The organism is Streptomyces sp. A0958, from assembly GCF_004795035.1.
Lineage (GTDB): Bacteria > Actinomycetota > Actinomycetes > Streptomycetales > Streptomycetaceae > Streptomyces.
Genome location: NZ_SSBK01000068.1, coordinates 1 through 12146 on the forward strand (window position 1 = coordinate 1; position 12146 = coordinate 12146).

The following is a 12146-nucleotide window of genomic DNA, read 5'->3' on the forward strand; positions in this document are numbered from 1 at the left end:
AGTTCTCAAGGAACGGACGCTTCCTTTGTACTCACCCTCGCGGGCTTTCCTCCGGGCGCTTCCCTTCGGTCTTGCGTTTCCGACTCTATCAGACTCTTTCGTGTCCGATTCCCGGTCGAAGCGGGCCGTGCCTTTTCGCTTTCCAGTTCTTCGCTTTCGCGTTTCCCTTTCCGGCGATTCCGACTCTATCAAACCTTTCCGCTCCCCCTGACCGGCCCCCCGCAGACATGCGGGTGCCCGATTTCGGGTTAGGGTTTGGGCTCAATAGCCGCTGCCGACCCCCGACTCAAAGTCGCGTTGGGGCCAGGCAGGAGTACGACAGTACAGGCTGCCGGGAGTAGAGGCAAACCGTTTCCGGTGCGCCCCTAGGTCCTCGAACCGCCAGGACTCGGGCGGAACCGGGACTTCTTATGACTTAGTCTGCTGAGCAGTACGCCGTCCTCCTATCAAGCCGCGGCGGCACCTTCGAAGCTCCACTGGGAGGCCCCCATGACCACTGTGACGTCCCCTCTTGCCGGACGCGCCATCGGGCTCGCTGACGTACCCGACCCGGTCTTCGCCGGGGCGATGGTCGGTCCCGGCACCGCCATCGACCCCGTGCGCGAGCCCTCCGAGGCGATCGCACCCGTCGACGGGATCGTTGTCTCCCTGCACCCGCACGCCTTTGTGGTCGTCGACAGCGAGGGGCACGGTGTGCTGACGCACCTCGGCATCGACACGGTCCAGCTCAACGGCGAGGGCTTCGAGCTGCTCGTGAGCAAGGGCGACACCGTCACCCGCGGCCAGTCCATCGTCCGGTGGGACCCCGCCGCCGTAGAGGCGGCCGGCAAGTCGCCGGTGTGCCCGGTCGTGGCGCTGGAGGCGACGGCCGAATCCCTCTCCGACGTCGTGGAGGCCGGCGAAGTGAAGTCCGGCGACACACTGTTCGGTTGGCAGTAACGCGATCGGCGCAGTGACAGCCGACTGGATATCCACCACCGCGGGGGCAACGGCCACCGCACGACCGGGGACGGGTGAAATGGAGACAACGCTGCGAGGCGTAGGCGTGAGCCACGGTGTGGCGATCGGCGAGGTACGGCACATGGGCACCGCGGTGCTCGAACCGCCGGCCAAGCAGATCCCGGCCGAGGAGGCAGAGCGCGAGCAGGGACGGGCCCGGCAGGCCGTGGAGGCCGTGGCCGCCGACCTCATCGCGCGCGGCAACCTGGCAGGCGGCGAGGCCCAGCACGTGCTGGAGGCCCAGGCCATGATGGCCCAGGACCCCGAGCTCATCGCCGACGTCGAACGGCGCATCGCCGTCGGGAGCACCGCCGAGCGCGGTGTGTACGACGCGTTCGCCGCGTACCGGGCACTGCTGGCGGGCGCCGGCGAGTACCTGGCCGGACGGGTCGCCGACCTCGACGACGTGCGCAACCGGATCGTGGCGCGGCTGCTCGGTGTGCCGATGCCCGGTGTGCCGGACAGCGACGAGCCGTACGTCCTGATCGCCCGGGACCTCGCGCCCGCCGACACGGCGCTGCTGGACCCGGCGCTGGTGCTCGGCTTCGTCACCGAGGAGGGCGGGCCGACCAGTCACAGCGCGATCCTGGCGCGGGCGCTCGGTGTCCCGGCCGTGGTGGCGCTGCCCGGGGCCGGCGAGCTGGCCGAGGGCACGTTGATCGCCGTGGACGGCAGCACCGGCGAGATCTTCGTCGAGCCGAGCGCCGGGAAGCGGGCGGAGCTGGAGAGCGCCGCCGCCGCGCGCAAGGCCGCGCTGTCGGCGTCGACCGGCCCCGGCGCCACGTCCGACGGTCACAAGGTGCCGCTGCTCGCCAACGTCGGCGGTCCCGGTGACGTGCCGGCGGCCGTCGAGGCGGGTGCGGAGGGCGTGGGCCTGTTCCGTACCGAGTTCCTGTTCCTGGACGACAGCAAGCAGGCGCCGTCCGAGGAGAAGCAGATCGCCGCGTACCGCGCGGTGCTGGAGGCCTTCCCCGAGGGCCGTGTCGTGGTCCGGGTGCTGGACGCCGGAGCGGACAAGCCGCTCGACTTCCTCACTCCGGCCGACGAGCCGAACCCGGCGCTCGGCGTGCGCGGGCTGCGCAGCCTCCTGGACCACCCGGACGTGCTGCGCACCCAGCTGACCGCCCTGTCGAAGGCGGCCGAGGGTCTTCCCGTCTACCTCGAGGTCATGGCGCCCATGGTGGCCGACCGCGCGGACGCCAAGGCATTCGCGGACGCGTGCCGTGCGGCCGGGCTGAACGCGAAGTTCGGTGCGATGGTCGAGATCCCGTCCGCCGCGCTGCGGGCGCGCTCGGTGCTGCAGGAGGTGGAGTTCCTGTCGCTGGGCACCAACGACCTGGCGCAGTACACCTTCGCCGCCGACCGTCAGGTGGGTGCGGTGTCCCGGCTTCAGGACCCGTGGCAGCCCGCGCTGCTGGATCTGGTCGCGCTGTCCGCCGACGCCGCCAGGGCCGAGGGCAAGAGCTGTGGCGTGTGCGGTGAGGCGGCCTCCGATCCGCTGCTCGCCTGTGTGCTGACCGGTCTGGGTGTGACGTCGCTGTCGATGGGCGCGGCCTCCATTCCTTATGTGCGCGCCACGCTGGCCAAGTACACGCTCGCCCAGTGCGAGCGGGCCGCGTCGGCCGCGCGTGCGGCGGACTCCGCCGAGGAAGCGCGCCTCGCGGCGCAGGCGGTGCTGTCGGGCGAGTAGGTCCGCGCCGGACGGACGATGGGTGAAGGGGCTTCCCGCCGAGAGCGGCGGGGAGCCCCTTCGTCGTGTCAGTGGTGCTGTTCCGGCTCGTCGGCCCCGATGTCGAAGCCCGCGCAGTACTCGACGCCGGACTCCGGGGCGACGGGTTCACCGGTGTCGGCGTCGGTGCAGTAGGCGCTGAAGACCTCGCCCGCGGTCAGTGGGGCGAGGCCGCCTTCGGTGAGCCGCCAGCCGTGCACCCGGTCCGGGGCGCCGGGTGTGCTCGTCCGCAGGACGACTCCGCCATGGCTCTCCAGGGCGATGGCGACGGCCAGCACGCTGACGAATTCGGCGCCCTCCGCGGAGTCGAGGCAGGCCGGGCCCGTGGCGTCCCGGTCGGTGTGCAGGGCGGCGAGCAGTTGCTCGTGCTGCGTGGGCGTGCTGCACACCAGGTGGTGGGTGCCGGGGCCGGCCGCCTCCAGGGTGCGCTCCAGGAGGTGGGAGGCACGGTCGAAGGCCGCGCGGCCGATGTCCTGGCCGCAGTCGGCGCAGTCGCCGAGGCCGGCCAGCAGCATGGCGGCGTACTCCCAGGTGGCCCGGCGGACCGCCCGGCCGACGAGGGCCGGGATCAGGGCGTCCATGGGCTGGCCGGCGTAGGCGACGGTGGCTCCGCAGGCGGCGATCTCCGCGGTGAAGCGGCTGCGGCCCGCCGGGGTGTCGGGGGCGATCCCCGCTTCCGCGCAGTACTCCGCGTACTCCTGCGGGTCGAAGAGGGCGACCGTCGTGTGCACGCCCTGGGCGGTGAGGGTCTTGAGGAGGCCTTCCACCTGCTCCAGGTAGACGCCGTGGTCCTCGAAGGTGAAGGTCCGGTAGCGCCGCATCGCCGCGAAGTCCTGTTCATCGGTCAGCAGGCCGATGGTGGTCGGTGCTTCGCGGCGCAGCGTGCGTCGCATGGTGGTGCCGGTCCGTCCGTGGACGGTGATCCGCTTGTTCCTGGTCTGCGCCATGATTTCCCCCAGTGCGCTGTCGATCATTGCTCACTCAGAGTAATCAGGGGCACTGACAGTGGTGCGGTCAGCGGCGTTCGCGGGCCAGCTTCTCGTAGAAGTGGAGGAGCTCCAGGTTGTCGATCGAGCCGGGGTTGACTGCCTTGTCCAGGGCCGTTCCCTGGAGGAGGCGTTTGACCGGAACCTCGATGCGCTTGCCGGTGAGGGTGTGCGGGATGCCGGGGACCTCGATGACCTCGTCCGGGACGTGGCGCGGTGAGAGGTTCTGGCGGATGGTGCGCTTGATGCTGGCGCGCAGGTCGTCGTCGAGGGCGGCGCCTTCGGCGAGGTGGACGAAGAGCGGCATCCAGTAGCCGCCGTCGGGCTCCTCCAGGCCGATGACGAGGGACTCGCGGATCTCGGGGAGCCGTTCGACGGCCTCGTAGATGTCGGCGGAGCCCATGCGGACGCCCTGCCGGTTGAGGGTGGAGTCGGAGCGGCCGTGGATGACGACGGAGCCGCGGTCGGTGATCGTGATCCAGTCGCCGTGGCGCCAGACGCCGGGGTACACGTCGAAGTAGCTGTCGTGGTAGCGGCTGCCGTCGGGGTCGTTCCAGAAGCGGACCGGCATGGACGGCATGGGCTGGGTGACGACGAGTTCGCCGACCTCGCCGGTCAGCGGCTGCCCCGCCGCGTCCCAGGACTGGAGGTCCGTGCCGAGGCAGGCGGCCTGGAGTTCGCCGATGTGGACGGGGAGGGTGGGGACCGCGCCGGCGAAGCAGCTGCAGACGTCGGTGCCGCCGCTGACGGAGGCGATCCACAGGTCGTCGGCGACTTCGTCGTGGAGCCAGCGGAAGCCGTCGGGCGGGAGCGGGGAGCCGGTGGTGGCCACGCACTGGACGCGGGAGAGGTCGAGGTCGCGTCCCGGGTGGATGCCGGCCTTGCGGCACGCCATGACGTAGGCGGCGGAGGTGCCGAACAGGGTGGCGCCGGTCTGTTCGGCAACGCGCCACTGGGCGCTGACGTCGGGGTGACCGGGGCTTCCGTCGTACAGCACGAGGGTGGTGCCGGTGAGGAGGCCGGAGACGAGGAAGTTCCACATCATCCAGCCGGTGGAGGTGTACCAGAAGAAGCGGTCCTCGGGGCCGAGGTCGCAGTGGAGGCCGATCTGCTTGAAGTGTTCGAGCAGGATGCCGCCCTGGGACTGGACGATGGCCTTGGGCAGGCCGGTCGTGCCCGAGGAGTAGAGGACCCAGAGCGGGTGGTCGAAGGGGACCTGCTCGAAGACCGGTTCGGTGTCGGCGGCGGTGAGCGCGGACCAGTCGAGGGTGCCTTCGGGGGCGTCGGTGCCGAGCAGCGGGATGTGTACGACGGCGCGCAGGGTGGGCAGTTCACGGCGGAGTTCGGCGACGGTGTCGGCGCGGTGGTGTTCCCTGCCGCCGTAGCGGTAGCCGTCGACGGTGAACAGGACGACGGGTTCGACCTGCTGGAAGCGGTCGAGGACGCTGCGGGCGCCGAAGTCGGGGGCGCAGGAGGTCCAGACCCCGCCGACGGCCGCGGTGGCGAGGAAGGCGACGATCGCCTGCGGGATGTTGGGGAGGTAGCCGCTGACCCGGTCGCCGGGGGTGACGCCGAGTGCGCGCAGTTCGGCGGCGAGCGAGCCGACCTGGCGGCGGAGCTCGGACCAGGAGGTGGCGGCCTGGGTGTGGCTCTCGTCGACGTGGAGCAGGGCGGCGGCATCGGCGCGCAGGGGGTCCTCGGCGGTGCGCAGCGCGTGTTCGGCGTAGTTGAGGGTGGCGCCGGTGAACCAGGTGGCGCCGGGCATGGAACGGTCGCCGATGACCTGTTCGTACGGGGTGGAGAAGCGCACGTCGAACCATTCGGCGACGGCCTTCCAGAAGGTGTCGAGGTGGTCCACGGACCAGCGGTGCAGACTGGCGTAGCCGCCCTCGGCGGGTGCGCCGTGGTGCGCGGCCGCCCAGCTCTGGAAGCGGGTGACGGCGGCGGCCGCGACGCGGTCGGGGCCGGGCTGCCACAGGGGGGCTTCGTCGGCTGCTGAGGTCATGGGGCGGCTCCCTGGCTGTAGCGATACGCGGTGTGTGCGCAGGTCGCGCGCACGGGCGGGGGTGTGCGCGTGAGGCGACGCCACGGACGATGCCATGTGATCGTCTTTCGCACCAGGGTTGCCCGTACATGCTCTCGTGTCCCGGTATGTGGTCCGGCCACGTCAGGCGGGGGCCCGGCGTGGGCTCGGTCCGGGCCGGCGGGAGACCCGCGCGGGGCTCGGTCCGGGCCCGGCGCGGGGTGAACGGAGGTTGAACGAAGCCTGTTCGTGGCCCTGCGGATGGCAGGGTGAGCCGCATGAACGGTCGTGAGCTGGTGGGCTCGGTGAAGCTGGTCGGTTCGAAGCGGGGGCTGCGTACGGTGCGCTCGGCGTGGCGCCGGGCGCGTGCGGACGCGCGGGCGCTGCCGTCGCGCGGGGCGGAGCGGGCGCGGGTGCCGGGGCCCGTGACGGGGGCGGAGCCGGGGCCGGGGGGCGGTGTGGTGCGGTTCGCCCGTTCGGAGCTGCGTATCCGGGTGGCGGTGGGCGGGGCGGTCTTCTGGGGGTGGGACGGGGCGGAGCCGCTGCCGTCGTACGCGTTGCCCGGGGACGCGCCGGGTGCCGATCCGAGGGCCGTGCTGGAGCCGGGCACGGACGGTGGCTGGCAGGTGGTGTCGCAGCGGTTGACGGTCGCGGTGTCCCGCCACGGGGCGGTGGAGCTGCGTACGCCGGGCGGGGTGGTGCTGCGGCGGGAGCTGCCGCCTCGGTGGTGGGAGCCGGTGGCGGGCGGGGAAGCGCGGTGGGTGCAGCGTTCGGAGGTGCCGGCGGACGCGCGGTTCTTCGGGCTGGGCGGGCGGGCCGCGGGGCCGCGGCTGCGGGACGGCTCGTACGCGTTGTGGAACACCGATCCGGGCGGGCGGTTCGGGCCGGGGGACGATCCGCTGTACCTGACGATGCCGGTGCAGGTGGTGGTCTCGGACGCGGGGACGCATCTGGTCTTCCACGACAACTCCTGGTCGGGCCGGGTGTCGTTGCGGGAGGGGAAGGAGGGCGCGGGGTCCGGGCATGACCGGCCGGGGGTGTCGGAGGTGCGGATGGACGGCGGGCCGCTGCGCTGCTGGGTGGTGGCGGGTACGCCGGCCCGGGTGCTGGCGGGCTGGTCGGCGCTGACGGGGCCGGCCGCGGTGCCGCCGTCCTGGGCGCTGGGCCCGCAGCACGCCCGGTGGGGGTTCGGGAGCGAGCGGGAGGTGCGGCGGATCGCGGCGGGGTACCGGGAGCGGGGGCTCGCGCTGTCGGTGCTGCATCTGGACATCGACCACTTCGACGGGCACCGGGTGTTCACGGTGGACCGGGAGCGTTTCCCCGATCTGCCGGGTCTGGCGGAGGAGTTGCGGCGGGACGGGGTGCGGCTGGTGTCGATCGTCGACCCGGCGGTCGCCGCGGTGGCGGGGAACGAGGTCTACGACTCGGGGCGGGCGGTGGGCGCTTCGGGCGCGTTCGTACGGGACGCCCGGGGGCGGGTGGTGCGCGGGGAGGTGTGGCCGGGCGAGTGCGTCTTTCCGGACTTCACCGATCCGGGGGTGCGGGCGTGGTGGGGCGGGCTGTACGAGGAGCGCCTGGCACAGGGGTTCGCCGGGGTGTGGCACGACATGAACGAGCCGGTCTCGTTCGCGGCGTTCGGCGACCCGTCGCTCCCCCGCTCGGCGCGGCACGCGCTGGAGGGGCGTGGCGGCGATCACCGCGAGGCGCACAACGTGTACGGCCTGGCGATGGCGCGGGCCGGGTACGAGGGGCTGTCCCGGCTGCGGCCGGACGAGCGGCCGTTCCTGTTCTCGCGTTCCGGCTGGGCGGGGATGCAGCGCTACGGGGGCACCTGGTCCGGTGATGTGACGACGGGCTGGCCGGGGCTGCGGGCGTCGCTGGCGCTGGCACTGGGTCTCGGCCTGTGCGGGGTGCCGTATTCGGGACCGGACGTGGGCGGGTTCGACGGGTCGCCGTCGCCCGAGCTGTATCTGCGGTGGTTCCAGCTGGGGGCGTACCTTCCGCTGTTCCGTACGCACGCGGCGATCGGCGCGGGGCGCAGGGAGCCGTGGGAGTTCGGGCCCGAGGTGCTGGCCGGTGCGCGGGAGGCGCTGGTGGAGCGGGAGCGGCTGCGCCCGTACTGGGTGACGCTGGCGCGGCTGGCCGGGCTGACGGGTGCGCCGTATGTGCGTCCGCTGTGGTGGTCGTCCCCCGGTGACCGGGCGCTGCGGGACTGCGAGGACGCGTTCCTGCTGGGTGACGCGTTGCTGGTGGCGCCGGTGCTGGAGCCGGGGGTGCGCGAGCGGGCGGTGCGACTGCCGCCGGGGCGCTGGTACGACACGGTGAGCGGGGCGGTGTACGAGGGTCCGGGGCAGGTGGTGGTCGAGGCGCCGCTGTCGCGGGTGCCGGTGCTCGCGCGGGCCGGGGCGGTGATTCCGGTGCGGGGTCCGGGCGGGGATGTGGAGCTGGAGGTGTGGGCGCCGGTGGCGGGGCGTGTCGGTGGCGGGACCGTGGTCCTGGACGCGGGTGACGGCTGGGAGCCGGTGGAGGTCGAGCGGTACACGACGCGGCTGGTGGGCGGGCGGGTCGTGGTGGAACGGGACGGCGAGGAGCGGCGCGTGGACCGGCCGGTGCGGGTGCGGGGGGCGTGAGCGGGTTCAGTGGTAGCGGCCGGCGAACCAGGAGCGGGCGGCCTCGGTGTGGAGGGGGAAGGCGAGTGTGTCGGGGGTGCGCAGGAGGGTGTAGCCGGAGGACTCGTCGGTCGGCACGGACGGCGGGAGGGCGGCGGCCGGCCGTTCGGGGAGCAGTCCGAACAGGAGCAGGTGCCCGTCGGGTGAGCTGAGGGCGTCGGCGAGGCGGACGTCTTCGGGGCGGGCCTCGATGCCCGTCTCCTCGCGCAGTTCGCGTACGACCGCGTGTTTCCAGTCCTCGGTGTGGTCGATGAAGCCGCCGGGGAGCGCGAGGCCGCCGAGGGCGGGTTGGATGGTGCGGGTGATGACGACCAGGCCGGTGGTGTCCCCGTCGGTGACGGGGAGCAGGGCGACGGCGACCGGGAGCGGGTTGCGGTAGGCGGTGTCACCGCAGACGGCGCAGGTGCGGGGCCAGTCTTCGGGGGACGTGAGGGCGGTGTACGGGGCTCCGCAGCTGCCGCAGTGGGAGTACTTCACACGCTTCTCCGTCTCCTCGTGGTGGCCGGGCGCCTCCGGCACGCGTGACGGCCGGGCGCCTCCCGTACTCATGGTGACCGGGGGCAGAGGCGGTGGCGGACACGCGCGGACTGTATCCGATCGCCCTCCCGGCGGGCCCCGGCGATGGAGGATGTGCTCATGACAGGTATCGCGACCGCTTTCCGTGCCCTGGCAGCCGCTGCCGCCGCCCTGCTCGCCGTGACCGTCACCGCCCCGGTGGCGCAGGCGAAACCCGAGCCGAAGGCGCCCGGGGAGTTCGTCTCGCTGCGTTCGGTGGACCCCACGATCATCCAGGAGATGCGCTACCCGACCGCCCACGACTTCATGGGCGAGCCCGTCGACGGCTACCGCCAGTCCCTCTGCATCCTGACCCGGCCGGCCGCCGAGGCCCTGCACCGCGCCCAGCTCCGGCTGCTGCGGCAGGGGTACTCGATGAAGGTGTACGACTGCTACCGCCCCCAGCGGGCCGTCGACCACTTCGTGCGGTGGGCGAAGGACCTCGACGACCAGACGATGAAGGGCGAGTTCTATCCACGGGTCGACAAGACCCGGCTGTTCGCGGACGGTTACATCGCGGAGAAGTCCGGGCACAGCCGGGGCAGCACGGTGGACCTGACGCTGGTACGGCTGCCCGCGCCTCCGACCAGGCCGTACCGGCCGGGCGAGAAGCTCGCGCCGTGCTACGCGCCCCGGGCCGAGCGCTTCCCGGACAACTCGGTCGACATGGGCACCGGCTTCGACTGCTTCGACACGCTCTCGCACACGGACGACCCGCGCATCCAGGGCGTGCAGCGTGTCAACCGGCAGTTCCTCAAGAAGACGCTCACCGAGGCCGGCTTCGTGAACCTGGCCGAGGAATGGTGGCACTACACCTTCCGGCCCGAGCTGTTCCCCGACACCTATTTCGACTTCCCGGTGGCCCGCGGGTCCGTCGCCGGGCACTGAGACCGCCGAAGGCAGCGGAAAGGGCGGCCGGGACCACCCCCGTGGGTTCCGGCCGCCCTTTCCCCTTTTCGGACGCAGCCGGGCCGTTTCCGGTTGCCGGTCCAGCCATTACGGTTCCCGTATGTCACAGCAGACGTTCGAGTCGTACGAAGAGTTCTGGCCGTACTACGTCGCGATGCACTCCCGGGCCGCGACCCGCTGGGTCCATCTCACCGGCACCCTGACCGGCCTCGCCGTCACCGCGTACGGGCTGGCACGCGGCCGCAAGCGGTACGCGGCCGCGCTGCCGCTGATCGGCTACGGGACGGCCTGGCCCGCCCATTTCCTGATCGAGAAGAACAACCCGGCCACCTTCGGCCACCCCGCCTGGTCGCTGCGCGGCGATGTGCGGATGATCCGGATGATGCTGGCCGGACGCGACCACGAGCTGGCGCAGACCGCGGCGAAGTGGCTCGCCGAGAACCGCTAGGCCCTGTCGTAGGAGGCTACGTCGTCACGGGCTCGCGCTGCCGGTCCGCGCGGGCCAGGGCGTGCTCGACGACGGCCACCAGGACGTCCCGCGCCGACGAGCGGTCCCGCGCGTCGCACATGAGGAGCGGCACCTCCGGGTCCAGGTCGAGCGCGGCCCGTACCGTCGCCGTCGGGAACCGGTCCGCGCCCTCGAAGCAGTTGACCGCGACCGCGAACGGGATGCCGCGGCGCTCGAAGTAGTCGATCGCCGCGAAGCAGTCCTCCAGGCGCCGGGTGTCCGCGAGGACGACCGCCCCCAGCGCACCCTGGGCGAGCTCGTCCCACAGGAACCAGAACCGGTCCTGCCCCGGGGTGCCGAAGAGGTACAGCACCAGGTCCTCGCGGAGCGTGATCCGCCCGAAGTCCATGGCCACCGTCGTCGTGGTCTTCGCCTCGACACCGTCCAGGTCGTCCACCGGACGCCCCGCCTCGCTCAGCGTCTCCTCCGTGCGCAGCGGCCTGATCTCACTGACCGCGCCCACCAGCGTCGTCTTGCCCACTCCGAAGCCGCCCGCCACCAGGATTTTGAGGGTAACGGGCTCCACGGGCCGCCTGTTGCGGCTAGAGCGCCCGAAGGCCATTGATCACCTCGCGAAGAATGTTCACGTCCGGCAGCTCGGCCGGCGGAACGGGACGGGTCACATGCACCAGCTCGTCCTCGACGAGGTCGCCGACCAGCACCCGGACCACCCCCACGGGGAGGTCCAGGGCGGAGGCGAGCTCGGCGATCGACTGCGGCAGTTCACTGCAGAGTTCGACGATCTCCACGTGCTCCGGGGAGAGCATCTGGTCCCTGCCCGGGTCGTCGGCCGCGGGTTCGGGCACGACGATCGCGATCAGGTCGAGACGGTGGCGGGACGCGCTGCTGGTCCGCCCGCGGGTCATCGCGTAGGGGCGGACGACCGGCCCCGCGTCGGCGTCGTACCAGCGCGGGGTCCGGGGCCTTGCCGGGGTGTCCGGGGAGCCGGGCGATTCGGCGCTCATGCCGTCCGCTCACCCCCCGGAGGGCTGACCGGTCGTCCGGGGCGCGTTGGCCAGGTGGGCTCCCACGCGCTTGACCATCAGCGTCATCTCGTACGCCACCTGCCCCACGTCCGAGTCGGACTCGGCCAGCACGGCGAGACAGCTGCCGTCGCCGGCCGCCGTGACGAACAGGAACGCCTCGTCCAGTTCGACCACGGTCTGGCGGACCCGGCCCGCCTCGAAGTGCCGGCCCACGCCCTTGGCCAGGCTGTGGAAGCCGGAGGCGACGGCGGCCAGGTGCTCGCTGTCCTCGCGCGTCAGGTCCTTGGACGCGCCGGTGGGAAGCCCGTCGCTGGAGAGCACCAGCGCCTTGCGGATGCTGGCGACGCGCTCGACGAGTTCGTCGAGGAGCCAGTTCAGTTCGCCGGACCCCTGGCGTACGGAGTCGGGTGCTGCGGCGTTCGGTGCGGTCATGGACCGTCCCCTCCCGGAGTGATTCCTTGTGCTGTGTCACCGTGGCCGGTGACGTCCTCGGCGTTCTGCCGGCGGCCTCGCTGCCACCCGCGCTGGAGCGAGGCCATACGGCTGCGTACCTCTTCGGCGTCCCGCTCGATGTCCTCGGCGCCCCCCACCGGGTCCGGCCCGGCCGCCCGGCTGTCCGGTCCCTCGCGCAGCTGCGGGGCGAGGCTGGCCTGCCGGACGCGGCGGGGCAGTCCGCCCACGGTGTCCGGGGCGGGCTCGGGCGAACGGGGTGCGGGCACCGCGGGCTCGGCGGGCTTGCGGAAGCCGGTGGGCTGCCGGGGCTCGGTGGGGCGGCGCCGGTC

At 72.6% G+C, this 12146-nt stretch carries 11 protein-coding genes and 1 pseudogene; 5 read left to right on the plus strand and 7 right to left on the minus strand.

Features of this window, described 5'->3' with window-relative positions; translation table 11 throughout:
* The first annotated feature begins 489 nt into the window (after window positions 1-489).
* Together E6P78_RS31890 and ptsP are read left to right on the plus strand one after the other, a co-directional pair.
* Window positions 490-939 (plus strand): PTS glucose transporter subunit IIA, encoded by a 450-nt coding sequence (locus tag E6P78_RS31890; RefSeq protein ID WP_136207111.1) that lies wholly within the window; start codon window positions 490-492, stop codon window positions 937-939.
* Between the two features lie 79 nt (window positions 940-1018).
* The gene (gene ptsP, locus E6P78_RS31895; RefSeq protein ID WP_136207112.1) at window positions 1019-2689 is read left to right on the plus strand and encodes a phosphoenolpyruvate--protein phosphotransferase; all 1671 of its coding nucleotides are present in this window, start codon (window positions 1019-1021) and stop codon (window positions 2687-2689) included.
* Window positions 2690-2757: 68 nt separating this feature from the next.
* On the opposite strand, the gene E6P78_RS31900 is transcribed toward ptsP, so the two are convergent.
* Window positions 2758-3702, minus strand: coding sequence for a hypothetical protein (locus E6P78_RS31900; protein WP_136207113.1), 945 nt, complete (start codon window positions 3700-3702; stop codon window positions 2758-2760).
* A gap of 40 nt (window positions 3703-3742) precedes the next feature.
* Entirely contained in the window at window positions 3743-5719 is a 1977-nt protein-coding gene (locus E6P78_RS31905) for an acetoacetate--CoA ligase (protein WP_136207114.1), read from the minus strand.
* Window positions 5720-6015: 296 nt separating this feature from the next.
* Between E6P78_RS31905 and E6P78_RS31910 the strand changes: the two genes are divergently transcribed.
* Window positions 6016-8367 (plus strand): TIM-barrel domain-containing protein, encoded by a 2352-nt coding sequence (locus E6P78_RS31910; RefSeq protein ID WP_136207115.1) that lies wholly within the window; start codon window positions 6016-6018, stop codon window positions 8365-8367.
* 6 nt (window positions 8368-8373) lie between these two features.
* Here the strand turns inward: E6P78_RS31910 and E6P78_RS31915 are convergent, their stop codons facing one another.
* Window positions 8374-8955: an NUDIX domain-containing protein gene (locus E6P78_RS31915; protein ID WP_136207116.1), complete on the minus strand. Its 582-nt coding sequence runs from the start codon at window positions 8953-8955 to the stop codon at window positions 8374-8376.
* Window positions 8956-9042: 87 nt separating this feature from the next.
* Between E6P78_RS31915 and E6P78_RS31920 the strand changes: the two genes are divergently transcribed.
* Both E6P78_RS31920 and E6P78_RS31925 read left to right on the plus strand, forming a co-directional pair.
* On the plus strand, window positions 9043-9849 hold the full coding sequence (locus tag E6P78_RS31920) for a M15 family metallopeptidase (RefSeq protein WP_136207117.1): 807 nt from the start codon (window positions 9043-9045) through the stop codon (window positions 9847-9849).
* Between the two features lie 121 nt (window positions 9850-9970).
* Window positions 9971-10318 carry a DUF962 domain-containing protein gene (locus E6P78_RS31925; protein WP_136207118.1) on the plus strand — a complete coding sequence of 116 codons (348 nt, stop codon included), beginning with the start codon at window positions 9971-9973 and terminating at the stop codon, window positions 10316-10318.
* A 16-nt stretch (window positions 10319-10334) separates the two neighbouring features.
* Here E6P78_RS31925 and E6P78_RS31930 read toward each other — a convergent pair whose 3' ends face one another.
* The 4 genes and pseudogenes from E6P78_RS31930 to E6P78_RS31945 form a co-directional block, all read right to left on the minus strand.
* A complete protein-coding gene (locus E6P78_RS31930; RefSeq protein ID WP_136207119.1) occupies window positions 10335-10940 on the minus strand; it encodes an ATP/GTP-binding protein in 606 nt (201 codons plus the stop codon).
* On the minus strand, window positions 10921-11343 hold the full coding sequence (locus tag E6P78_RS31935) for a DUF742 domain-containing protein (protein WP_136207120.1): 423 nt from the start codon (window positions 11341-11343) through the stop codon (window positions 10921-10923). The genes E6P78_RS31930 and E6P78_RS31935 overlap by 20 nt, the downstream gene beginning before the upstream one ends.
* Window positions 11344-11352: 9 nt before the next feature.
* Entirely contained in the window at window positions 11353-11796 is a 444-nt protein-coding gene (locus tag E6P78_RS31940; protein WP_136207121.1) for a roadblock/LC7 domain-containing protein, read from the minus strand.
* A pseudogene (locus E6P78_RS31945) lies at window positions 11793-12146 on the minus strand (histidine kinase); the annotation flags it as partial. The gene E6P78_RS31940 and the pseudogene E6P78_RS31945, both read right to left, overlap by 4 nt.